This is a genomic window from Streptomyces sp. NPDC026515, assembly GCF_055567595.1.
Window position 1 is genome coordinate 84,180 of the sequence record NZ_JBVHQD010000001.1, and the last position, 23,693, is coordinate 107,872.

The following is a 23,693-nucleotide window of genomic DNA, read 5'->3' on the forward strand; positions in this document are numbered from 1 at the left end:
CCGGGATGACCTTTTCCTCCGACACTCCGAACGCCGGGCGCCTGGACCGCGCCCTGGCCAGCCTGCGCGGACTCGCCACCGGCGACGCGCTGGGCTCCCAGTTCTTCGTTCCCGTGAACTATCCGCTGCTCCAGCGCCGCGAGCTGCCGCCGGGCACCTGGCAGTGGACCGACGACACGGAGATGGCCTGTTCCGTCGTCGCCGTCCTCGCCGCCCACCACCGCATCGACCAGGACGCGCTGGCCCACTCCTTCGCCGCACACCACGACTTCGACCGAGGCTACGGCCCCGCCGTCAACCGGCTGCTCCGGCTCGTCAGGGAGGGGGGCGACTGGCGCGAGCTGGCCGCCGCACTCTTCGACGGGCGCGGCTCGTGGGGCAACGGCGCGGCGATGCGGATCGCGCCCCTGGGCGCCTGGTACGCGGACGATCCGGAGCAGGCCACCCACCAGGCCGAGATCTCGGCCTACCCCACGCACCAGCACCGCGAGGCGGTGGTCGGGGCCATGGCGGTCGCCGCGGCGGCGGCACTGGTGGCGGCACCCGGTGGCCGGCCGACCCCCGAGGCGCTCCTCGACGGGGTCGTCGCGCTCGTCCCCAGGAGCGCCGTCGGGCAGGGCCTGCGACGCGCCCGCGACATGCTCGACTACGAGGACGCGGGCACCGTGGCGGCCGTCCTTGGCTGCGGACGGCGTACGAGCGCCCATGACACCGTCCCGTTCGCCCTCTGGTCGGCGGCACGTGCCCTCGCGGACTACGAGACGGCGTTCTGGGCGACCGCCCGGGTGGGCGGCGACGTGGACACCACCTGCGCCATCGTCGGCGGCGTGCTCGCGGCCGGCACGGCGGGAGCGCCCCCGGCCGCATGGACGGAACGGACGGAGGCGCTGCCGGAGTGGGCGCCGAAGGGTACGGGGACCGCGGTCGGCGGACTGCCGTCGGTGTAGGAAGGCCGCCGTCGGCTGTCGACGGGTCTCAGCGCATGAAAGCCGGCGGGGGACGGTCTCATGCGTGCGAAGCGTTTCGGTCCGGCTTTCGTGGTGCGCGAGAATCCCGGCTCGGAGGCTCCTGCGGTGCTGCTCGGTGCGGTGGCCTCGGCCGTCTCGGCGCCCTGGTGACTCTCGGGGACCCGGGTGGTCTCGACTCTCCGGGACCGGGCACCCTGGGCGCGATCGAGACTCTACGTCACCGGCGGGAACTCTCCGTGACTGTCGGCCGTTTTCCCGGTATCCGCTCCGCGCTCCGTCCGAGTGCGGACGGCCGGGAGGGAAGCGGAGTCGCGGGGGGCAAGGTGTCGGTGGTGTGGGTCGTAAAGGCCGTTCTGGTGGTGTCCGTGTCGCTGTCGGCCCTGATGCGGATGGCCGGACCTCTGCCTCTGCCGTCTGTCCCCTGGCGGCGGTCCGGCCATCCGCGGCTGCCCGTGGAGCCGGTGGGGTCAGCCCAGCCCGGGGCCGGCCGTGCCGGCGAGGGCTTCGAGGTCGCTCTTCCGGACCTTGATCACCAGCCAGGCGGTGAGCAGGCCGAGCGCGGCCATGGCGGCGGCGGGGATGAACGCGGTCGAGATCCCGTGCGCGAGCACCTCATGCCCCCAGGGCGCGGGCAGCTGGTGGGACCTGGCGAACTCCGCCTTCTGCTGTGGCGAACCGTCGGCGAGGAGCTTCGGCAGCTGCTTCTTCGCCTCGTCCTTGCTGGCCGAGCCGAAGACCGTGGTCAGGATGGACAGGCCCAGCGAACCGCCCACCTGCTGCATGGCGTTGAGCAGTCCGGAGGCCGCACCGGCCTCGTGCGGGGCGACCCCGGACACCGCGGTGACGGTCGCGGTGACGAAGTTCAGACCCATGCCGAAGCCGAAGATCAGCATGGGTCCGAGAACCCCGCCGAGATACGAGCTGTCCGGCTTGATGAACGTCTGCCAGGTCAGGCCGACGACCACGAGCGCGGAGCCGGTCATCATGAACGGCTTCGGGCCGAGGGCGGGCAGGAACCGCTGCGACAGCCCGGCGCCGACGGCGATCGCCACCGTCACGGGCAGGAAGGCCAGACCGGCCCGGATCGGGCTGTAGCCCAGCACGTTCTGCACGAACAGCACGATGTAGAAGAACATGCCGAACATCGCCGCGGCCAGGCTCAGCATGATCACATAGGTGCCGGAGCGGTTGCGGTCGGCGAACATCCGCAGCGGGGTGATGGGCTCCTTCGCCCTGGTCTCGATGAACACGAAGGCCAGCAGGAGGACGACCGCGACACCGAAGGAGCCGAGCGTCAGAGCGTCGCGCCAGCCCTCCTCCGCGGCCCGGATGAAGCCGTACACCAGGGAGACCATGCCCAGCGTGGAGGTCAGCGCACCCGCGATGTCGAAGCGTCCGGGATGCCGTTCGGACTCGTTGATGTACTGCGGGGTGAGGGCGACGATCAGCAGGCCGATCGGCACATTGACGAAGAACACCCAACGCCAGTCGAGCCAGTCGGTGAGCATGCCGCCGGCCAGCAGACCGATGGCACCACCGCCCGCGGAGACGGCGGCGAACACTCCGAACGCCCGGTTGCGCTCGGGGCCTTCCGGGAAGGTGGTGGTGATCAGGGCCAGCGAGGTCGGCGACGCGATCGCGCCACCCATGCCCTGGAGGGCGCGGGCTGCCAGCAGTTGCCAGGGTTCCTGGGCGAGGCCGCCGAGGAGCGAGGCGAAGGTGAACAGCAGGATGCCGGTCATGAACACCCGGCGCCGGCCGAGGATGTCACCGGCTCGCGCACCGAGCAGGAGCAGACCGCCGAAGGTGAGCGTGTAGGCGCTGACCACCCAGGTGAGGTCCGTGGTGCTGAACTTGAGTGCGTCTTGAATGTGCGGGAGTGCGATGTTCACAATCGTCGCGTCAAGTACGACCATGAGCTGGCAGGCGGCAATCACGGTGAGTGCGATGCCGGGGCGCCCCTGCCTGCGGGCCGCGCCGGGTTTCTGATCGGATATCAGTTGAGAGGTTGTCACTGTGGATCCCCCACGAAGGTGTTAGTGAACGCCCGCGTTCACTGTCGCGTCAACGGTAGTGAGTCCTCGGTAGAGAACGCAAGCGTTCACTTAAGTGCGCGTCGCGTGCCGCGTCCCCCCTTGTCGTCGCGCGCCGTGTCTGGTCCCCCGCTCCTGACTCCCCGCTCCCCTCGTTCGCTGGAGACACTCAGATGGTTACCTCGCGCTGGACTGCCGCTCCTCCCCAGGCGGCCTCCCCTCGTCGGCGCGGTGCGGTCCTCGAACGCGCGATCCTGGACGCCGCCTTGGAGCAGCTCAGTACGGTCGGCTGGAACGGCCTGACCATGGAAGGTGTCGCCGCCGGCGCGCAGACCGGGAAGGCTGCGGTGTACCGGCGCTGGGCCTCGAAGGAAGAGCTGGTCGCCGACGCACTGCAGGCGGGTCTGCCGCGTCTGGAGGAGGCCCCCGACCTCGGAAGTGTGCGCGAAGACCTGCTGGCCCTGTGCCGGCAGGCCCGGGACGCGATGTTCTCGCGCCCCGGCTTCGCCCTGCGGTCGGTGATTCACGAATGCGATCCGACGCAGGTCGAGCGGTTCCATGGCGTGATCTTCGACGGCGTCGTGGGGCCGACCACCCGGCTGATCGGTGACATCGTCGCCCGTGGCATAGAGCGGGGAGAGGTGCGCGCCGATGCGGCAAACGACTATGTCCTCGACGCCATTCCGGCCATGATGATGTACCGCAACAAGATTTCTGGAAGCGAATGGAACGATCAGGAGGTCGAGCGGATGATCGACCAGTTCATGCTTCCGCTGCTGCTGTCGCACGAGGCCTGATCCACCGCTTCGTCGGTCCCCGGCTCCCTTGGGGAAGCCGGGGTGTCGCTCGGGGATCGGCGCGGCGTACTCTAAGGGCGCCATGCCGTACGAACCGCCTACTCACACCGTCGAGCGCTCCCTCCGCGCCACGACCGGAGCGAAGGTCATCGCCGGTGTCGACGAAGTGGGGCGCGGCGCCTGGGCCGGGCCCGTCACCGTCTGCGCCGCGGTCACCGGTCTTCGCCGACCGCCCGAGGGCCTCACCGACTCCAAGCTCCTGACCGTCAAGCGCCGCACGGAACTCGCGGAGGTGCTGCGGACGTGGGTCACGGCCTACACCCTGGGGCACGCCTCGCCGGAGGAGATCGACAGTCTCGGGATGACGGCCGCGCTGCGGCTGGCTGCCGGCCGTGCTCTGGAGGCCCTTCCGGTCCGCCCGGACGCGGTCATCCTCGACGGAAAGCACGACTACCTCGGCACCCCGTGGCAGGTGCGTACGGTCATCAAGGGTGACCGATCGTGCGTGGCCGTCGCGGCGGCCTCGGTGATCGCCAAGGTTCAGCGCGACAAAATGATGGCCGAACTGGGTATCGACCATGCAGACTTCGGATTTGCGGACAACGCCGGGTATCCGTCGCCCGTGCACAAGGCCGCACTGGAGGAGCGGGGACCCACCCCGTACCACCGGTTGTCGTGGGCGTATCTTGATGCGCTGCCCCAGTGGCAGCACCTCAAGAAGGTCCGCAGCTGGGCGGAGGGAAGCGTTCGGGAGATCGAGGGTCAGCTCGGCTTCGACTTCTGACGTTCCAGTCGCACTGTTGTGCCACCCGGTTCACGTGACCTGCACCAACGTTTGATAGATATCAGCTCATGCCTCTCATTCCCGAGGAGCCTCAGATTCACGAGAGTGCCCAGGGTCCCCGCGCCACTCCGGCCAGTGGCCGTACCGCGCCGACCCCCCGTCCAGTACCCGGCCCCCGCCCCGCGGCTCCGTCGCGTCCCGGTCGTCCTGGCCCGCCGCGGCCTGCGCCGCCGGCGCAGCGCACGCCGCGTGACGTGGCCAAGCCAGGGCCGTCCGGCCCGGCCGTGCCCGCCGCGGCAGCGGCGGCCCCGCAGATCCAGCTGATCCCGGCATCGGTCGAGAGCGCTCTCGACTCCGCCGAGGAGGCGGTGGACCTGCTTCTCGACTCGGGCCGTGCCCCCGGTGACGTGCTGGTGATCACCACCGGCGCGCAGCATCCGTGGGCCGACCACGAGCTGTCCTTCGGCGAAGCCTCCTACTGGGCGCAGCACGACGCGGGCGACGACGTCTTCTACACGGACGCCGCCGTCGCCTCCCGTGCCGCGACCCGCCCCGTGGTCGTCGTCGCCGTCAACGGCGATTCCGACACCGTGGCCACCGCCCTGCCGCTGGCCCTGTCCCGGGCCGGTGCCCTGCTGATCGTCTGCGGAGACCCGCAGCAGATCAACTCGGTGCTCGGCGTCGGCGTCTGACTCCCTTCCGGCGCCTCCGGTACTCCGGAGGTACGGAAGGAGCCGTGGCGACGGACTCGCACGGTGGTGCCTCCGGCATGCCCGCACGCCGGGCGAGGAGCGTTCGCCGTCCGGCCCCCCGTTCGACGGACGGAAGATCCGGACCGCGGGCACCGGGCCGGATCTGTCGAGTGGTCGGAGACGGGGCTGCCCGTCACGGCCCGGAGTTCGTGAATGCCCCCGCAGCACGCCGTACGGCCCGTTCAGGGGGCCGTACCCGGCGGCGCGTGCTTCGGCCGGCGCCCCTGCACGGGGGCCGGCTTCAGCGGGCGGCGGCGCGGCGCAGTACCTCGGACACGGCACCTCCGGTGCGCGGTGACAGGGGCGTGGCCTCGGACAGGGCGAGAGGTTCGGGAGGCGAGTCGGCGTTCGGGCGCCGCCCGCCGCGGCCCTCACCGAGTACCTGCCAGCCGTCGTGGGTCAGTGTGATGTACGACCCGCAGCGCAGTCCGTGCAGCGTGCAGGCGTCCCGCAATCCCCACATCCAGGCACCGTCCTCCTCTGTCCAACGCGCGTCCCCCTCGCGGCAGTAGAGCAGTACGGCGGTCCGCACCGGGGTGCGGCGGCGCAGGTCGTGCGGGATCACCCGGCGCAACTGGGCCAGGAGCGCGTTGCGGAACATCCAGCCGTCGGCCGGGGCCGAGCGCCGGGTGAACGAGGCGCTGGCGCAGAGCCGTTCCTCCGGGTCGAGGACGGCCACGATCGCTGTAGTCGGCTTGGGGCGGTGCCGGGCGTGCAGTCCACTGACCACCTCACGGGGGTTGCGGAGCAGCGGTATTCCGGCGTCTGCCCACTCCGCGGGCTCGAGCAGGCGGCTGGCGGAAACGGCGGACGCGGACGTCGACAACGATGCTGCCGAGGACGGAGCGAATCCGAAGGTCACGTTCCTCCCTTCGGCTACGCGCCCACACAGCGGGCGAGATCGGATTCGGGGGAGCGCGCACCGCAGTAAGGCCCAACCGGATCACGGACGAGCCGTGCGGGGAGCGGACTTCAATTCTTCCTGCCGAACTTGATTGCGGCAACGAGCAAATGGGGCCACCGACGGTTATCTGGTGGTGCGTGGCTTATATCCCTACCCAGGGAGGCGCCGGAGAACTCTGCGACGTCCTGGTACGTCACGTGCGCAGGCCGTACCCGGTGCCGTATTCGAACAGCACCTGGCGGATCAACCCTGAACAGCCAGGACCAGCGGCAACACCCCACGCGCCCCGGACCTCCGCAGCAGGCGTGCCGCGACCGCCAGCGTCCAGCCGGTCTCGGTGAAGTCGTCCACCAGCAGCACCGGACCCTCGGCCGCGGCGAGCGCGGCGGACAGGGCGGGTGGCACGGTCAGCGCGCCGTCGAGGGCCTTCAGACGCTGGGCGCTGTTGCTGCGCGACACGTGCGGCGCCTCACCCGCGTACGTCACGGAACCCAGCAGGGGCAGTCTGCCGACCTCCGCGATGCGGGCGCCCAGGGAGTCGATCAGCCGAGGACGGGAGCGCGAGGCGATGGTGACGACACCCACCGGCCGCGGCTGTGCGTCGGCCGCGCCCGGGGCCCACCCGCCGGGGCCCTTCGCCCAGTCGGCCAGCACGTCCACCACCGCGCGCGCGACGTCGTCCGGCACGGCCGTGTCCGGGGCCTGGGGAGCGAGCAGCGGGCGGAGCCGATTGCCCCAGCCGATGTCCGACAACCGCCCCAGGGCGCGCCCCGCCGAACCCTGTTCACCGGCCGGGATGCGGCCCTTGAGATCGATGCCGATGGCAGGCAGACCGGTCGGCCACATCCGGCGGGGCTCCACCTCGACGCCCGCGCGGCCGAGGTCGACCCGTGCGGCGTCCAGCGCGGCCGTGGAGGTGTCCGCCGTGAACCGCGACCGGTCGCAGTTGTCGCAGCGGCCGCAGGGTTTCGCGCCCTCGTCGTCGAGCTGGCGCTGCAGGAACTCCATCCGGCAGTCCGTCGTGGCCGCGTACTCGCGCATCGCCTGCTGCTCGGCCGCCCGCTGCCGTGCCACCCAGGCGTACCGCTCCGAGTCGTACGTCCACGGCTGCCCGGTCGTGATCCACCCGCCCTTGACCCGCTTGACCGCACCGTCCACGTCGAGAACCTTCAGCATGGTCTCCAGCCGGGAGCGGCGCAGTTCCACCAGTGGCTCCAGCGCGGGCAGCGACATGGGGCCGCCGGCCCGGGACAGGACGTCCAGGGTGCGGCGCACCAGATCCTCCGAAGGGAACGCGAGCGAGGCGAAGTACTCCCAGATCGCCTCGTCCTCCCGGCCCGGCAGCAGCAGTACCTCGGCGTGCTCGACACCGCGCCCCGCGCGGCCGACCTGCTGGTAGTAGGCGATGGGAGAGGAGGGTGAGCCCAGGTGCACCACGAATCCGAGATCGGGCTTGTCGAAGCCCATGCCGAGGGCCGAGGTGGCGATCAGGGCCTTGACCCGGTTGCCGATCAGGTCGTCCTCGGCCTGCTGCCGGTCGGCGTTCTCCGTCTTCCCCGTGTACGAGGCCACGGTGTGTCCGCGCTGCCGCAGGAAGGCGGTGACCTCCTCGGCCGCGGCCACCGTGAGGGTGTAGACGATGCCGGAGCCCGGCAGTTCGTCCAGGTGGTCCGCGAGCCACGCCATCCGGTGGGCGGCGTCCGGCAGCCGCAGCACCCCCAGACTCAGGCTCTCCCGGTCCAGCGGACCACGCAGCACCAGTGCGTCCGAGCCGCCACCGGTGCCGAGTTGCTCGGCGACATCGGCGGTCACGCGCGCGTTGGCCGTGGCGGTGGTGGCCAGCACCGGCACACCCGGGGGCAGCTCGGCGAGCATGGTGCGCAGCCGCCGGTAGTCCGGACGGAAGTCATGTCCCCAGTCCGAGATGCAGTGGGCCTCGTCGACCACGAGCAGTCCGGTCGCCGCGGCGAGCTTGGGCAGGACCTCGTCGCGGAAGTCCGGGTTGTTGAGACGCTCCGGGGACACCAGGAGGACGTCGACCTCACCTGCCGCGATCTCCGACTGGATCGCCTCCCAGTCCTCGGTGTTGGAGGAGTTGATGGTGCGGGCGTGGATGCCGGCCCGGGCCGCGGCGCCCACCTGGTTGCGCATGAGCGCCAGCAGGGGGGAGACGATGACCGTCGGACCGCTGCCCGCGGCCCGCAGCAGCGAGGTCGCCACGAAGTACACCGCGGACTTGCCCCAGCCGGTGCGCTGCACCACCAGGGCTCGGCGCCGGTCGGCGACCAGCGCCTCGATGGCCCGCCACTGGTCCTCGCGCAACCGGGCCGTGCCCGTGTCGTCGCCGACGAGACGGGCGAGGACGGCATCCGCCCGCGACCGGAGTTCCGCGTTGTTCGTGTGCTCCATGCGTCCCATACAACAGGACGGGACCGACAGCCGGGCGGGCTGTGGACGGGCGGGGCGGCGTTGGTGTGTCCCTGATTGGACTTATCCACAGGAAAACCGGAATCACGATATCCGCGGGATCGTCGGCGCATGACGAATCACAGCGAAACCACCGGACCCTCCGACAACGGCGACATCAACGGAGGCGGGGAGCCGCTCGGCCGTCCCGCCCACGACACCCAGATCACCCTGCGCACCCCGGCCGAACTGGCCGACGCGCTGCCCTATCTGCTCGGGTACCGGCCCGAGGACAGCATGGTTCTGGTCGCCCTGCACGACCGGGGCGGCCGCGGCCGGTTCGGCGGACGGGCCCGGCTCGGCATCCCGGCGCACACGGACGACTGGGAATCGGCCGCCCGTCAGCTGGCGCAGGGCCTGATGACGGGCAGCGAACGCCGCGGAAGCCGCCCCGAGCAGATGGTCGCCTACGTCTGTCAGGAACCCGCACCCGGCGAGACGGGCCGGGACGTCATGCGCCGGCTCGCTCCGTTGGCCCAGCTGCTGCGCACCGAGTGCGGCCGCCTCGACGTGCCGGTGATCGAGGCGCTGTGCGTCTCGGAGGGCCGATTCTGGTCGTACTGCTGCCCGGCGGACGAGTGCTGTCCTCCCGAGGGCGCCCCCATGGGCCTGCCCGGCACCTCCGTGCTCGCGGCCGCCGCCACCTACGCCGGCATCCAGGTGCGCGGCACCCTGCGCGAGCTGCGGGCCAGGCTGCAGCCCCGGGAATCCGGTGCCGCGCTGGAACAGGAGACCGCCCTGGACCGCGCGGGAAGCGCCATGGTGCCCCGCATTCTCCACGACGCCTCCCGGGCGGACGTGGCCGACGAGACACTCGCCCTCGCCGAGCAGCTCATGAGCCGGTACGCCGCGGCGATCCCCGTGTCCGGCATCCACCAGGCGGACCTCCGCGACGACGCCCTGATCACCCACAGCGAAGCCGCCCTGCTGATCCTCGGACTCCAGGACCGCACCACCCGCGATCGGGCAGCCGCCTGGATGGAGGGCGACGAGGCCGGACCCGCCCTGCGCCTGTGGCGGGCCCTCGCCCGCCGCTGCGTCGGTGCGTACGGCGAACACGCCGCCGCGCCCCTGACGCTGGCCGGCTGGGTCGCCTGGTCGACCGGTGACGACCTGGAGGCGCGGGAGGCACTGGCGATGGCCCTGGGCGCGGATCCCGAGTACCTCTTCGCCAGGCTGCTGCACCAGGCCTGCAACGAGGGTCTGGACCCCGAGTCGATCCGCCGATGCCTGCGCACGGGGCGCACGGGGCACGAGCCGGCGGTCGACGCGGAAGCCGCCGGTGACGGCGCCCCGGCCGACGCGGGCGACAGCCACGAGCCGACCGCCGCCTCCGAAGTCAGGCGTCGCCGCCGTCCGCGCACGGAAGACAGTCCCGACCCGCGGCGGCCTCGGGCGGAGGGCACCCGTCCGACGGGCTCAGGTCGCGCCCGGACCCGCCCGGGTGCGTCCAGGCCCGGTGACGGCACACGCACCCGGGCGACGCAGAAGACCGACACCCGAGGCGGTCGGGCTGCGCGGGCGGACTCACCCGCCCGGAAGGGCCACGCCGAGGGTGACGAATGAACGAGGGCCGGGCAGCGGCTGCATGCGGACGGGCGTGGGCAGGCGCTGTCCGCAACTGGACAGGAAACCTCACCGGACCGGACCGGACCGGAACGGTTCCGGACCCGCCTGCCCGCCCGCCCGCCTGCCCGCCTGTGCCGCATCGGCCAGCAGTTCTTCGGTGCCGGGAAGTGCGGGCCGACCAGCCCGCACGGTGTCATCTCGCGCAGTTGTCCGGCGGGTTCGACGGACGGGGGCGTGACCAGGAGGAGCCCTCCTCCGTTCACCTGAGTGGCGGAACGCCTGGACGGGTCGTGCCGCCGCCCGTCCACGCCCCCTGTCCCTCCGGAACCTCTCATCCGGCGCCGAGCACGTCCCAGGCGCACCGAGCGCAGAAGGTGCCTGCCATGCATCAGCCGAGTCCGCCCTCCACCGCTGACGGCAACCGTCGACTCCGGGACGGCCCCCCAGCCTGGCTCCCGTGGCCGGAAGGCCCGTCGGGGCAGCCCACCCGCACGCCTCGGGTCACGCCCTCACGATCGACGCCGGGGGCGAAGGGCACGGGGCCCATCGGTGGGCTGCCGCCCACGCACAACGCGCTGATGTGCGTCGCACTGCCCGGCCTCGCCATCTCCGCGGAGCAGGGTCAGTTGACCGGCGCCGGCCTGGAGGGGTTCTACCGGGCGGGCCGGCGGCTGCTCGCACGCTGTCAGGTCCGGGTTGCCGGCCGCGAACCGCTCCCCGTGCAGGCGCGGATGGCCGGCGCGGACTGCGCACACTTCGTGGGAACCCTGCGGGCCTCCCCGGCAGCCGGCCCGGATCCGGACGTCGTCGTGGAACGGGCCCGGCACGCCGACGGCACCGAGCGCATCACCCTGCGCAGCTCCGCGCGCCGTTCGCGGCGTCTCGCACTGGAGGTGGCGCTCGGAACCGACCTTGCGGAGCTGAGCGCCATCGCCTCCGGCAGCCCCGGACCCGAACTCCCGGCCAGCGTCCACGACTCCGGGCTGCGCTGGACCACCCCCACCGGCAGCTCGTCGGTCACGGCGGACCCGCCCCCCACCGACGCGCTGGCCTCCGCGGGGCTGCTGCGCTGGGAGTTCGAACTGGCCCCGGGCGCGACGGTGAGCGTGGAACTACAGGTGCGTCCGGACAGCACGGGCCCCCTGCGTGCCGTGGGACGCGCCGCGACCAGCCCGCTGGCACCCGCCAGGGCCGCGGGTGACGATCCGAGAGCCGCGGCGCTGCTCAGGACCAGCATCGAGGATCTCCAGGCGCTGCTGCTCCGTGACCCTGCCCATCCCTCCGACACCTACCTCGGGGCCGGGGCACCCTGGCGCTGTGGCCTGGCTCCGGCCGAGGCGCTCGCCGCCGCCCGGATGACCCTGCCCCTCGGCACCCGCCTCGCCGCGGGCACCCTGCGCATCCTCGCCCGCACCCAACTGCGAGGTCCGGGGCCGCACGCCGGCATGATCCCCGGCCCACGCCGTGACGCCGGCACACATCTGCCCCCGGGCTGCACGGGCACCGAGGCCACCCTGCTCTTCCCCGCACTGCTGGCGGAGGCCCGCCGCTGGGGGCTGCCGGACCAGGAGATCCGGGAGTTGCTGCCCGCGGCCGAGCGCTGCCTGACCTGGCTGCGCACCACGGTGGGCGACCACACCTATCTCTGCGACCCCCAGCCGGGCGGCCCAGCGCGCAGTGAGACCCAGGCTCACGCCCACCGGGCCGCGCTGCTCGGCGCGGACCTCCTCGACGCGTACCACCGGCCCGGCGGCGCCGGGCTGCGGCAGTGGGCGGGGGAGCTGAGGACGGTGTTCCAGTCGGACTTCTGGACCGAGGACAGAAGCGGCGGCCGTCCGGCGGCGGCGCTGACTCCGGACGGCCGACCCCTGACCCACCTCGGCTCCGCCGCCGTCCACCTGCTCGACACCGGCCTGCTCGGCGGCGGCAGACCGGCCGTAGGTCTGCTCGACAAGGTGCGGACGGAGCAGCTCGCCCGGCTGCTCGGCGGTGCGGCCATGTACTCGGGGTGGGGGCTGCGCGGACTCGGGGTCAAGGAGGCGGGACACAACCCGTTCGGGCACCGGGCCGGAGCCGTCCGGGTCCAGGAGACGGCACTCGCCGTCGCCGGTCTGGCCTCCGCGGGCTACGAGAAGGAGGCGGGCGGGCTGCTGCGCGGCCTGCTGGCGGCGGCCGAACACTTCGGTTACCGACTGCCCGAGATGTTCGCAGGCGAGCAGCGCACCGACGGGAGCGCTCCCCTTCCGCACCCCGCAGCCTGCCGTCCGGCAGCCACGGCGGCCGCCTCCGGGGTGCTGCTCCTCACCACGCTCGCCGGTATCCGCCCCGATGCCCCGGCCGGGACCGTCACGCTGCGGCCCGTCCACAGCGTGCCCCTGGGCGAACTGGGTCTGACCGGCCTGCGGGTGGCGGGCGCACCCTTCTCGATACGGGTCAGCCGGCTCGGCCTGGCAATGGTCGAGGAGGCCGCGAGCGGCCTGCAGTTGGGGGCGTGACGGCCGGGACGCCCGGGCGAGGACGGGCGACGTCATCGGCGTGACGAACGGGTTGCCGGACGTCGGACGCGCGCCGGGACGGACCGCGGGGCGGCGTGTATCGGCGCGAAGTGGATCAGCAGTCGAAGCGGGCGACGAAGGGAGTGTTTATCGTCAGGCAGACGACTATGATCACCGCATGCCCTACGACCCGTCAGCCTTTCCGCCCTTCGCTGTCACCGTGGACCTGGTCGTGCTGACTGTGCGCCGCCACGCCCTGTGCGCGCTGGCGGTACGCAGAGGCGAGCAGCCGTTCCAGGGGCGTTGGGCGCTGCCGGGCGGCTTCGTGCGGGCCGACGAGGATCTGTCGCAGGCGGCGGCGCGGGAACTCGCGGAGGAGACCGGGCTGTGCGCGCACGTCCCCGACGCCCCCGCCCAGGACGGCGGTGCCCATCTGGAGCAGCTGGCGACCTACGGCGACCCCAAGCGCGACCCCAGGATGCGCGTGGTCAGCGTCGCCCACCTCGCCCTCGCTCCCGACCTCCCGGCACCTCGGGCCGGCGGCGACGCCAGTAACGCGCGCTGGGCACCGGTGGAGGAACTGCTCGCGCAGGGCGGGTACGGCCGGGACGGCGAACCGGTCGCCCCGCTCGCCTTCGACCACGCCCAGATTCTGTCCGACGGGGTGGAGCGGGCCCGCTCCAAGATCGAATACTCGTCCCTGGCCACCGCGTTCTGCACGCCCGAGTTCACGGTCGGTGAGCTGCGCCGGGTCTATGAGGCGGTGTGGGGTGTGGCGCTCGACCCGCGCAACTTCCACCGCAAGGTGACCGGCACGCCCGGCTTCCTCGTCCCCACCGGTGGCACGACCACCCGGCAGGGGGGCCGTCCGGCCCAGCTCTTCCGCGCCGGTGGTGCCACCCTCCTCAACCCGCCGATGCTGCGACCGGAGGTCTGACCGCCCGACAGCGCGAACACCGCCGAGATTGAACCCTTCTATACCTGGAAAAACGGTCATTCCGCGCTATCTTCCCTAAGGTGATCGAGGCCTTCGGACTGACCAGCAATGCCCGTAAGGCGCACCCGCCCGCCGTCGACGACGTGACCTTCGAAGCGTGCGCGGGTCGCGTCACCGCACTCCTGGGCGAGGCGGGCGCGGGCAAGACCACGGCGCTCAGGCTGATGCTCGAACTCGAACAGGGCCGTGGACTCACCTATTTCAAGGGTCGCCCCCTGCACCGCATCGCCCACCCCTCGTGTGAGGTCGGCGTCCTCCTCGGTGACGTTCCGGGTCACCCGGCCCGCTCCGTACGCGGGCACCTGCGCATGCTGTGCGCGGCGACCGGGGTCCCGGTCCGGCGTGCCGACGAAGTGCTCGAAGCGGTCGGGCTCGTCAGCCTGCGCGAGGAGCGCCTGGGCACGCTGTCGCGCGGCATGGACCGCCGGCTGGGCCTGGCCTGCGCGCTGCTCCCCGACCCGCACACCCTCGTCCTGGACGAACCCGCGCACGGTCTCTCCGCCCGTGAGGGCCAGTGGTTGCACCGCATGCTCCAGGCGCACGCCGCGCAGGGCGGCACGGTTCTGTTCGCCACCTCCGACCCCAAGGAAGCCGCCCGCGCCGCCGACCGCGTGGTCACCCTGGAGGCCGGCAGGCTCGTCGCGGACCAGGAGGCCAGCGACTTCGCCCGCACCCGGCTGCGGCCACGCGTAGCCGTCCGCAGCCCTCACGCCGCGCGGCTCGCCGCGCTCCTCGCCAAGGAGGCCCGCACGGCCCACCGCTCGGTGGAGGTCGTCAGCGAAGGCGGCAACCGCCTGTCGGTGTACGGCAGCACGACGGCCGAGGTCGGCGAGGCCGCGTTCCGCCACGGCATCCTTGTCCACCAACTCGCGGACGAGGTCGGCGCCATGGGCGCGGGCGCGGGAACGGAGCCGCCGACGGACGCCGTACGACGGCAGCGGGACGCGAACGAGCCGGCGGCGGAGGGGCAGCAGGCGGCCGACGGAGCACCGGCCGCCGACCGGCGGGACACACCCGGAGTCGATCGACGTCCGGACGCGAGTGGTTCTCCGGTCACCCCGCAGCCTCGGACATCGGCCGGACGGAGGTCGGTGAGTCAGTCGTGCACCGCCGACCAGGAGCCGGGCGAGGACCTGCCCGCGAAGACGGCGGAGCACTCCGCCACGGCCGAGCAGCGGCACGAATCCACCGGAGCGGGTGCCGAAGGGCCGGCGGTCCCGGCCGGGTCTCCGCACGCCGAACCTCCGGGCGGCACCAGCGGCACCGAGACTCCGGCCGCAGCGCTCTCGGCCCAGTCAGCAGGCGCCTCCGCGGCCGCCCGGCCGGCGTCGGCCGGCACCGCGTCCGCGCCGCCTCCGGCCCTGGCCACCCCAGCCGAGTCGCCGAGCCAAGCCGCGGCCCCCGAGCTGATCTCCGCCACCGTCCCCGCCCAGCCGCCGTCCACTGCCGACTCGGCCCAGCCGTCCGCCGCCCCGTCCGCCCACCCGTCGGCGGTGACCGCCTCGGCCCGGCCACAGGCGTCGGCCGCCCCCGGCCAACCGCATACCTTCGCCGTATCCCCCCAGCCGTCCCTCCGTCCCCTTCCGGACGATCCCACCGCCCGCGCCGCCACCTCCAAGCCTTCGACGCGCGCCGCGTCCGGCGAGGCGCCGGCCACCCAGCTCGCCCTCGACCGGCCGCATTCCGGTGCGGCCGCGACCGCCGAGGTCTCCGCCGGGCAACTCCGCGGGAGGTCGCAGCCAAGCGGCCCCGCGGCGGCCGGTGGCGTGCCCGCCACCACTCCGGCCGGGCACGTGCGGCGGTCTCGAGCCGCCGCTCTCGACCACTCGTCACCGCTCCCGCCCCCCATCGCCGTCCGTTCCGCCCCCAGCCCCCTCCGCCCCCTGCGCTACGAAATCCGCCGGGCCGCCGGGATCGGAGCCGGGTTCGTCACCTGCGGTGCTGTCCTGGCGGTGTCCGCCGTCATCGCCGTCCTGCTCGCCCGGCTCGGGCACACCCCGCAGGCCCGGCTGTTCGCCGCATGGCCGCGGGAACTGCCGCTGCCGCCCGCGGCGCTCGGTGCGGGACTGCTCGGGGCGCTGGCCTTCGGAGACGAGTTCCGCCATCCTGCGCTGGCGGCGGACCGCGGCACCGTGCCCAGGCGGCTGGGGCTGCTCACCGCCAAGCTGGCGGTCTCCGGCGCAACCGCCGTGCTGCTCTCGTTCCTCACCTTGGGCTGCGACGCCGAAATGCTCTATCTCGTCTACGGCCGGGAACTCGCGAGAGTTCCGTCGGACTGGCTTTCGATGACCGCCAGTTGGTTCGGACTGGTCGTCGGCTGTGCCTGGGCCGGCGTGCTGGCGGCAGGCGTCTTCCGGTCCACCACGGCCGGTCTCGCCGCGGTGCTCGCCGTACCCGTACTCGTCGTGCCGGTCGTACACAAGGCGCTGCAGGGGTCGGGTGTACGGATGGCCGCCGGACTTCCGATGCGGATGCGGGAGACGTTGCTGCTGCAGTGGCCCTTCGGAGGTGAGCGCTATCTGCTCGCGGCGGTTCGTATGCTGGCCCAACCCGTGGGCGGGGCAATGGCGTTGTCGCTGACCGCGCTGCTCTGTGCCTACCTGTTCACCACCCTGCGGACCAGGCTCCGGTAACCCTGGACCGGCCGATACCGATCCCTCCGCGTACACAACTCCGCGCAGAAAGGCCATTTCTTTCTGATAAGGCGTCAATTGCGATGGGGTGAGCGATCACCCTTTCGTGTGCTTTTCACCAAAGACCTCAAGGGAGTTGGAGGCAGCGCCGACAAAGGATCCGTGAGTACCCTTGCGCACACCATGATGACCGCCGCCCGCTCCGCAGACTCTGGTCTGGTCGGCCCGGGCGAACTCGACCGCTACCCGTACGTGGATGCCCCCGTCACCGATCGTGTCGGCGCTCCCTCCTGGGAGGGCCCGGACCCGGAGCTGGGCCGTGTGGGGCGACGTGCCGCGGGCAGCCGCGGCCGCGGACTGCACGGTCAACTCGTCCAACAACTGGGTCAGATGATCGTCTCCGGCGACCTGGGGGCGGACCGCCCGCTGGTGCCGGAGGAGATCGGCCAGCGATTCGAGGTCTCGCGGACCGTCGTCCGTGAGTCCCTCCGGGTCCTGGAGGCCAAGGGCCTGGTCAGCGCCCGCCCGAACGTCGGCACGCGCGTGCGTCCCGTCAGTGACTGGAACCTCCTCGACCCCGACATCATCGAATGGCGGGCCTTCGGGCCGCAGCGTGACGACCAGCGCCGCGAGCTCAGCGAGCTGCGCTGGACGATCGAGCCGCTCGCCGCCCGGCTCGCCGCTGGCCACGGGCGTGAGGACGTCCAGCAGCGCCTGTCCGACATGGTCGAGATCATGAGCCACGCGATGGCGCAGGGCGACGCGCTGACGTTCTCGCGCGCGGACGCCGAGTTCCACTCGATGCTCATCCAGATCGCGGGCAACCGCATGCTCGAGCACCTCTCCGGCATCGTGTCGTCGGCCCTCCAGGTCTCCGGCGGCCCCGTCACCGGCTGTGAGCGGCCGAACGAGACGTCCCTGGCCCAGCACGCGCGGATCGTCGACGCGCTCGGCACGGGTGACGGGACCGCGGCCGAGTCGGCCATGCGGCAGCTTCTCACCGTCCACCCCGAGGTCGAGCGCGTGGTTCCCGCCCCGCGTGAGCACTGACCCGCATCGAGAGCGGTGCGCTCGGTCGGTTCTGCGCTCCGGTAGCGCCGTCGGCCCGTGGCCCCGCTTCCGCCGGACCCCGCCGGATCCCTCAGGGCTCCGGCGGGGTCCGGCGGCGGGACGGGCGCGCAGCGGCCGCAGGACGGAGGCCGCGACGGAAGGGCGGCCTGTGACGGGCTCTGTGGCGGTCGAGTGGCGTACGCGGTGTCGTCCGGCAACCTGAAGAGATCACCGACGGCTACTTTTGTCGCTATCTGACCGTTTTTGAGCGGCTATGGGGTGTGACTCGGGCCACGTAGATTGGGCGTAACGCTCTTGCGGACAGCGCGATGACCTAATAGGTGACAGCCGCGGAGGGAATACGGACGCCATTCATGGCGCTGTATATCTTCTCGGCCCCCCGCCCGCGCCGTCGGCCCATCCCCAAGCCGGCGGTCGGCTCCAGTCCGCCCAGGACGGGGCCGGAAGCCGTTTTCCAACGTTCCGAGAGGTTGTTCGTGTCGGCCAGCACATCCCGTACGCTCCCGCCGGAGATCGCCGAGTCCGTCTCTGTCATGGCTCTCATTGAGCGGGGAAAGGCTGAGGGGCAGATCGCCGGCGACGATGTGCGTCGGGCCTTCGAAGCTGACCAGATTCCGGCCACTCAGTGGAAGAACGTACTGCGCAGCCTCAACCAGATCCTTGAGGAAGAGGGTGTGACGCTGATGGTCAGTGCCGCGGAGCCCAAGCGCACCCGAAAGAGCGTCGCAGCGAAGAGTCCGGCCAAGCGCACCGCCACCAAGACCGTCGCGGCGAAGACGGTGACCACCAGGAAGGCCACCGCCACGGCCGCTCCTGCCGTGTCCCCTTCCGTCGCCGACGACGCGGCCGAGGAGGAGGCGCCCGTGAGGAAGGCCGCCGCCGCCAAGAAGGCCGCCCCCGCCGCCAAGAAGGCCGCCGCGAAGAAGACCGCGACCGCCGCGAAGAAGGCGGTGCCGGCGAAGAAGACCGCCGCCAAGAAGGACGACGCCGAACTCCTCGAGGAAGAGGTCCTCGAAGAGGCCAAGGCGGGCGGCGAGGAACCCGAGGGCACCGAGAGTGCGGGCTTCGTCCTGTCCGACGAGGACGAGGACGACGCGCCGGCACAGCAGGTCGCCGCGGCCGGTGCCACCGCCGACCCGGTCAAGGACTACCTCAAGCAGATCGGCAAGGTCCCGCTGCTCAACGCCGAGCAGGAGGTCGAACTCGCCAAGCGCATCGAGGCCGGTCTGTTCGCCGAGGACAAGCTGGCCAACGCCGACAAGCTCGCCCCCAAGCTCAAGCGCGAGCTGGAGATCATCGCCGAGGACGGGCGCCGCGCCAAGAACCACCTGCTGGAGGCGAACCTCCGTCTGGTGGTCTCCCTGGCCAAGCGCTACACCGGCCGCGGCATGCTCTTCCTGGACCTCATCCAGGAGGGCAACCTCGGTCTGATCCGCGCGGTCGAGAAGTTCGACTACACCAAGGGCTACAAGTTCTCCACGTACGCCACCTGGTGGATCCGTCAGGCGATCACCCGCGCCATGGCCGACCAGGCCCGCACCATCCGTATCCCGGTGCACATGGTCGAGGTCATCAACAAGCTCGCGCGCGTGCAGCGCCAGATGCTTCAGGACCTGGGTCGTGAGCCCACCCCGGAGGAGCTGGCCAAGGAACTCGACATGACCCCCGAGAAGGTCATCGAGGTCCAGAAGTACGGCCGTGAGCCCATCTCCCTGCACACCCCGCTGGGCGAGGACGGTGACAGCGAGTTCGGTGACCTCATCGAGGACTCCGAGGCCGTCGTCCCCGCCGACGCCGTCAGCTTCACCCTCCTGCAGGAGCAGCTGCACTCGGTGCTGGACACGCTGTCCGAGCGCGAGGCCGGTGTCGTCTCCATGCGGTTCGGTCTCACCGACGGCCAGCCGAAGACCCTCGACGAGATCGGCAAGGTCTACGGCGTCACGCGCGAGCGCATCCGTCAGATCGAGTCCAAGACCATGTCGAAGCTGCGCCACCCCTCGCGTTCGCAGGTGCTGCGCGACTACCTCGACTAGGCCGCAGCCGTACGTCGTCGAAGGCCCGGTCTCCCTACGGGGGGCCGGGCCTTCGGGCTGCGGGTCGCGATGCGCTGGATGACTCTGGGTGTCCCGGTACCACCCAGAGTGAGGAGCGTGCATGCGCCGTCCCTTTGCCCCGGTCCTGATCCGGCCGCTGATCCTGGCGGCCGTCGCCGCCGCGATACCGCTGGCCGGCCAGCCTCCGGCAGCCGCTGACAGCGTCGTCGTGGGCGGGTTCCCCGTCGACGTCTCGCAGACTCCCTGGACGGTCGCGCTGTCCAGTCGTGACCGGTTCGGAGGTACCCGGGCCGGCCAGTTCTGCGGAGGGGTGGCGATCGGCCGGACCACCGTGCTGACCGCCGCCCACTGCCTGGCCGACGACGTGATCGGGGGACCCGCCGGCCCGGTGCCTGACCTCAAGGTCATCGCGGGCCGCACGGACCTGCTCTCGACGCAGGGCCAGGAGATCCCGGTGACCGTCGCCCGGGTGAATCCACGCTACGACCCCGACGCGAACACAGGCGACTTCGCCGTCCTCACCCTCGCGCGGCCGCTGCCGGCCGACGCCGTCGTCAAGATGGCCGCCGAGGGCGACGGCGCCTACCGGCCCGGGACGGGTGCCCTGGTCTCCGGATGGGGTGACATCACGGGCGGCGGCGACTACGCGCGCCGGCTGTACGCGGCGCGGATCCACGTGCTGCCCGACGAGGAGTGCGCGCGCGCCTATCCCGGCGGCGCCGACGGCACCTACCGCGCGGATTCCATGGTGTGTGCGGGCGAGGCCCTGGGCGGCCCCGACGCCTGCCAGGGTGACAGCGGGGGACCGATGGTGGCGCAGGGGCGGCTGATCGGACTCGTGTCGTGGGGCAGTGGCTGTGGGCGCCCGGGCAGTCCCGGGGTCTACACGCGCGTCTCAGAGGTCGTACGGGCTCTGGGGCCCGACGGTGTCCTCAGCGGCTCACGAAGGCCGCACACGCACTCCTGAGGGCTGCTGTGGGCACATGACGACGGGCGGCCGCTCCCCAGGGGAGCGGCCGCCCGTTCACCGGTCAGGGCCGGAGCTGGCTCGTCGTGGGTGCGAGAGGTCAGCGCTCATCTTCGGAGGCGGTGTTCGGAACGGAGGTCAGCCGCTCCGTCTCGTCCTGTATCTCAGCGGCGATCTTCTTGAGTTCCGGCTCGAACTTGCGTCCGTGGTGGGCGCAGAAGAGCAGTTCTCCGCCGCTGAGCAGCACGACGCGCAGGTATGCCTGGGCGCCGCAGCGGTCGCAGCGATCGGCGGCCGTCAGGTGGCTCGCGGGGGTCAGAACAGTAGTCACGTCGCCTCTTCTCTAGCTCGACGAGCTGTCGTACCAGGGTCAACATCCAACCAGCCCGAAAACGTTCCCGCTCGGGGCTTCTCCTCGAAAAAAATCTTTCGAGGTGGCCGTCTGCTGCCGGTTGGCGGCGAATGTGCCGTATTGCGTCGTCTTCGGTGCTTACGGGTTCGCGCGGTTCATTCGGTCTCATCCTCCCGGCGGGGTTGCCGGTTGTTTGTGAGGACGTGCCCGGAGCCTAAATGGTTCATGCCTCGAAGGGAACGTGATATGTACTTCACTCCATGGAGGGATCGAACATGCATACGACCCTGGACTAGGGTGAGTTCGGGACGAGGGTGGCGTTACAACGGCTCTACCAGGCCTCGGTACCCTCTGAACGGCGACCGAAGCCGGCCCCTTACCCAAAAGGGGCACCAGTGAAATTCAGCGAGGAGCGAACCGCGTGACCGCCGATACGTCCGTGCCGTCCACAGCGCTGCTGGCAGGAGCAGACCGGGACGGCTCCAACTACACCGCGCGGCACCTGCTCGTCCTTGAGGGCCTCGAGGCAGTGCGCAAGCGCCCCGGTATGTACATCGGATCGACCGACAGTCGCGGTCTGATGCACTGCCTGTGGGAGATCATCGACAACGCCGTGGACGAGGCCCTGGGCGGCTACGGCGACCACATCGAGGTCATCCTCCACGACGACGGTTCCGTCGAGGTCCGGGACAACGGCCGCGGCATCCCCGTGGACGTCGAGCCGAAGACCGGTCTGTCCGGCGTCGAGGTCGTGATGACCAAGCTGCACGCCGGCGGCAAGTTCGGAGGCGGCTCCTACGCGGCCTCCGGCGGTCTGCACGGCGTCGGTGCCTCCGTGGTCAACGCGCTGTCCGCGCGGCTCGACGTCGAGGTGGACCGCGGTGGCCAGGTGCACGCGATCAGCTTCCGCCGCGGCGTCCCGGGCGCCTTCGCGGGCGACGGCCCGGACGCGAAGTTCGAGGCCAAGAGCGGGCTGCGCAAGACCAAGAAGATCCCCAGGACCCGCAGCGGCACGCGCGTGCGGTACTGGGCCGATCGCCAGATCTTCCTCAAGGACGCCAAGCTCACCCTGGAGATCCTTCACCAGCGGGCACGCCAGACGGCGTTCCTGGTGCCCGGCCTGACCATCGTCGTCCGTGACGAGTACGGTCTGGGCGCGGACGGCAGCAAGGGCGAGGAGTCCTTCCGCTTCGACGGCGGCATCAGCGAATTCTGCGAGTACCTGGCCACCGACAGGCCGGTCTGCGATGTCCTCCGTTTCTCCGGACAGGGGACCTTCAAGGAGACCGTCCCGGTCCTGGACGACCACGGCCAGATGACCCCCACCGAGGTCACCCGCGAACTGGGCGTCGACGTGGCGCTGCGCTGGGGCACCGGTTACGACACGACCCTGAGGTCGTTCGTCAACATCATTGCCACGCCCAAGGGCGGCACCCACATGGCCGGCTTCGAGCAGGCCGTCCGCGAGACCCTCAACGAGGTGCTGCGCGCCAAGAAGCTGCTGCGTGTCGCCGAGGACGACATCGTCAAGGACGACGCCCTGGAGGGCCTCACCGCCGTCGTCACCGTCCGGCTCGCCGAGCCGCAGTTCGAGGGCCAGACCAAGGAGGTGCTCGGCACCTCGGCGGCCCGCCGGATCGTGAACAACGTGGTCACCAAGGAACTCAAGGCGTTCCTCACCTCCACCAAGCGGGACTCGGCCGCCCAGGCCCGGGTCGTCCTGGAGAAGGTCGTCGCCGCCGCGCGGACCCGCATCGCCGCACGTCAGCACAAGGACGCGCAGCGCCGGAAGACCGCCCTGGAGTCCTCGTCCCTGCCGGCCAAGCTGGCCGACTGCCGCAGCGACGACGTCGAGCGCAGCGAACTCTTCATCGTCGAGGGAGACTCCGCGCTCGGCACGGCGAAGCTGGCCCGGAACTCGGAATTCCAGGCGCTGCTGCCCATCCGGGGCAAGATCCTCAACGTGCAGCGGTCCTCGGTGACGGACATGCTCAAGAACGCCGAGTGCGGCGCGATCATCCAGGTCATAGGAGCGGGCTCCGGCCGCACCTTCGACATCGACGCGGCCCGCTACGGCAAGATCATCATGATGACCGACGCCGATGTCGACGGCTCCCACATCCGCTGCCTGCTGCTGACGCTGTTCCAGCGCTACATGCGGCCCATGGTCGAGGCGGGGCGGGTCTTCGCGGCGGTGCCGCCACTGCACCGCGTCGAGATCGTCCAGCCCAAGAAGGGCCAGGACAAGTACGTGTACACGTACTCGGACCGCGAGCTGCGCGACAAGCTCATGGACTTCCAGAGCAAGGGCATCCGGTACAAGGACTCCATCCAGCGCTACAAGGGTCTCGGCGAGATGGACGCCGACCAGCTGGCCGAGACGACCATGGACCCGCGCCACCGCACCCTGCGACGGATCAACCTCTCCGACCTCGAAGCCGCGGAGCAGGTCTTCGACCTGCTGATGGGCAACGACGTGGCTCCCCGAAAGGAGTTCATCTCCGGCTCGGCGGCGACGCTGGACCGGTCGCGGATCGACGCGTAGCCGGTGCGCCGGGCCTTGGCCGAGGGGTCGGGGCCCGACGCCGGGACGGTGAGCCGCCGGCCGGCGGTGGGCCGGCGAGCCGGACGTGGGTGAGTGCGGCGAGCGCGGGCAGCGGCGGCAGGCCGCGTGGTGGCGAGGCCTGCCGGTGGCGTGCATGCGGGGTGAGCGTGTCCCAACGGGGGCACGCCCGACTGCCACGCCCGTGATCGGGTAACCGACCGACGGGAGCGCACCCGCCCGGGTCGGTCCCTCGGGCCGCCGCACCCTCGGCCTGAGCCGGTAGAGGCCCACCGGCCGTCCCCCGAG

The 23,693-nt window shown here is 71.6% G+C and carries 16 protein-coding genes; 12 read left to right on the top strand and 4 right to left on the bottom strand.

All coding sequences use genetic code 11. The features are described from left to right. The first annotated feature begins 5 nt into the window (after window positions 1-5). Window positions 6-947 (top strand): ADP-ribosylglycohydrolase family protein, encoded by a 942-nt coding sequence (locus tag ACZ4O3_RS00345; RefSeq protein WP_362718062.1) that lies wholly within the window; start codon window positions 6-8, stop codon window positions 945-947. Window positions 948-1,435: 488 nt separating this feature from the next. On the opposite strand, the gene ACZ4O3_RS00350 is transcribed toward ACZ4O3_RS00345, so the two are convergent. Continuing rightward, window positions 1,436-2,983, bottom strand: a complete 1,548-nt coding sequence (locus ACZ4O3_RS00350; protein WP_467720652.1) for an MFS transporter — start codon at window positions 2,981-2,983, stop codon at window positions 1,436-1,438. A 191-nt stretch (window positions 2,984-3,174) separates the two neighbouring features. Between ACZ4O3_RS00350 and ACZ4O3_RS00355 the strand changes: the two genes are divergently transcribed. The 3 genes from ACZ4O3_RS00355 to ACZ4O3_RS00365 all read left to right on the top strand — a co-directional run bounded on the left by ACZ4O3_RS00355 (window position 3,175) and on the right by ACZ4O3_RS00365 (window position 5,274). Beyond that, window positions 3,175-3,798: a TetR/AcrR family transcriptional regulator gene (locus ACZ4O3_RS00355; protein ID WP_362718056.1), complete on the top strand. Its 624-nt coding sequence runs from the start codon at window positions 3,175-3,177 to the stop codon at window positions 3,796-3,798. An 82-nt stretch (window positions 3,799-3,880) separates the two neighbouring features. Continuing rightward, window positions 3,881-4,582, top strand: a complete 702-nt coding sequence (locus ACZ4O3_RS00360) for a ribonuclease HII (protein WP_467720653.1) — start codon at window positions 3,881-3,883, stop codon at window positions 4,580-4,582. Window positions 4,583-4,650: 68 nt separating this feature from the next. After that, a complete protein-coding gene (locus tag ACZ4O3_RS00365; RefSeq protein WP_384993084.1) occupies window positions 4,651-5,274 on the top strand; it encodes a hypothetical protein in 624 nt (207 codons plus the stop codon). A gap of 301 nt (window positions 5,275-5,575) precedes the next feature. Here ACZ4O3_RS00365 and ACZ4O3_RS00370 read toward each other — a convergent pair whose 3' ends face one another. Further along, complete coding sequence (locus ACZ4O3_RS00370; RefSeq protein ID WP_362721042.1) at window positions 5,576-6,196, bottom strand: hypothetical protein; 621 nt, start codon at window positions 6,194-6,196, stop codon at window positions 5,576-5,578. Between the two features lie 285 nt (window positions 6,197-6,481). Then, a complete protein-coding gene (locus ACZ4O3_RS00375; RefSeq protein WP_362721039.1) occupies window positions 6,482-8,647 on the bottom strand; it encodes a RecQ family ATP-dependent DNA helicase in 2,166 nt (721 codons plus the stop codon). 129 nt (window positions 8,648-8,776) lie between these two features. On the opposite strand from ACZ4O3_RS00375, the gene ACZ4O3_RS00380 reads away from it, so the two are divergent. The 7 genes from ACZ4O3_RS00380 (at window position 8,777) to ACZ4O3_RS00410 (ending at window position 20,490) form a co-directional block, all read left to right on the top strand. Further along, window positions 8,777-10,270 carry a DUF4192 domain-containing protein gene (locus ACZ4O3_RS00380; RefSeq protein WP_467720654.1) on the top strand — a complete coding sequence of 498 codons (1,494 nt, stop codon included), beginning with the start codon at window positions 8,777-8,779 and terminating at the stop codon, window positions 10,268-10,270. Between the two features lie 581 nt (window positions 10,271-10,851). After that, window positions 10,852-12,768 carry a glycogen debranching N-terminal domain-containing protein gene (locus ACZ4O3_RS00385; RefSeq protein WP_467720655.1) on the top strand — a complete coding sequence of 639 codons (1,917 nt, stop codon included), beginning with the start codon at window positions 10,852-10,854 and terminating at the stop codon, window positions 12,766-12,768. 178 nt (window positions 12,769-12,946) lie between these two features. Next, window positions 12,947-13,705: an NUDIX hydrolase gene (locus ACZ4O3_RS00390; protein WP_362721031.1), complete on the top strand. Its 759-nt coding sequence runs from the start codon at window positions 12,947-12,949 to the stop codon at window positions 13,703-13,705. An 80-nt stretch (window positions 13,706-13,785) separates the two neighbouring features. Then, window positions 13,786-16,398 carry an ABC transporter ATP-binding protein gene (locus ACZ4O3_RS00395; protein ID WP_467720656.1) on the top strand — a complete coding sequence of 871 codons (2,613 nt, stop codon included), beginning with the start codon at window positions 13,786-13,788 and terminating at the stop codon, window positions 16,396-16,398. 162 nt (window positions 16,399-16,560) lie between these two features. Beyond that, the gene (locus ACZ4O3_RS00400; protein ID WP_384993071.1) at window positions 16,561-17,448 is read left to right on the top strand and encodes a FadR/GntR family transcriptional regulator; all 888 of its coding nucleotides are present in this window, start codon (window positions 16,561-16,563) and stop codon (window positions 17,446-17,448) included. Between the two features lie 497 nt (window positions 17,449-17,945). Beyond that, window positions 17,946-19,502, top strand: a complete 1,557-nt coding sequence (locus tag ACZ4O3_RS00405; RefSeq protein WP_362730620.1) for an RNA polymerase sigma factor — start codon at window positions 17,946-17,948, stop codon at window positions 19,500-19,502. Window positions 19,503-19,623: 121 nt separating this feature from the next. Then, complete coding sequence (locus ACZ4O3_RS00410) at window positions 19,624-20,490, top strand: serine protease (protein ID WP_467720657.1); 867 nt, start codon at window positions 19,624-19,626, stop codon at window positions 20,488-20,490. Between the two features lie 100 nt (window positions 20,491-20,590). On the opposite strand, the gene ACZ4O3_RS00415 is transcribed toward ACZ4O3_RS00410, so the two are convergent. Continuing rightward, entirely contained in the window at window positions 20,591-20,821 is a 231-nt protein-coding gene (locus tag ACZ4O3_RS00415) for a DUF7455 domain-containing protein (RefSeq protein ID WP_351326738.1), read from the bottom strand. Between the two features lie 442 nt (window positions 20,822-21,263). On the opposite strand from ACZ4O3_RS00415, the gene ACZ4O3_RS00420 reads away from it, so the two are divergent. Next, window positions 21,264-23,387, top strand: coding sequence for a DNA gyrase/topoisomerase IV subunit B (locus ACZ4O3_RS00420; RefSeq protein WP_467720658.1), 2,124 nt, complete (start codon window positions 21,264-21,266; stop codon window positions 23,385-23,387). Window positions 23,388-23,693: the final 306 nt, after the last annotated feature.

Coding starts and splice junctions, on each gene's coding strand:
- ACZ4O3_RS00345 (WP_362718062.1), top strand. CDS start 6: ATGACCTTTTCCTCCGACACTCCGAACGCCGGGCGCCTGGACCGCGCC.
- ACZ4O3_RS00355 (WP_362718056.1), top strand. CDS start 3,175: ATGGTTACCTCGCGCTGGACTGCCGCTCCTCCCCAGGCGGCCTCCCCT.
- ACZ4O3_RS00360 (WP_467720653.1), top strand. CDS start 3,881: ATGCCGTACGAACCGCCTACTCACACCGTCGAGCGCTCCCTCCGCGCC.
- ACZ4O3_RS00365 (WP_384993084.1), top strand. CDS start 4,651: ATGCCTCTCATTCCCGAGGAGCCTCAGATTCACGAGAGTGCCCAGGGT.
- ACZ4O3_RS00375 (WP_362721039.1), bottom strand. CDS start 8,647: ATGGAGCACACGAACAACGCGGAACTCCGGTCGCGGGCGGATGCCGTC.
- ACZ4O3_RS00380 (WP_467720654.1), top strand. CDS start 8,777: ATGACGAATCACAGCGAAACCACCGGACCCTCCGACAACGGCGACATC.
- ACZ4O3_RS00385 (WP_467720655.1), top strand. CDS start 10,852: ATGTGCGTCGCACTGCCCGGCCTCGCCATCTCCGCGGAGCAGGGTCAG.
- ACZ4O3_RS00390 (WP_362721031.1), top strand. CDS start 12,947: ATGCCCTACGACCCGTCAGCCTTTCCGCCCTTCGCTGTCACCGTGGAC.
- ACZ4O3_RS00410 (WP_467720657.1), top strand. CDS start 19,624: ATGCGCCGTCCCTTTGCCCCGGTCCTGATCCGGCCGCTGATCCTGGCG.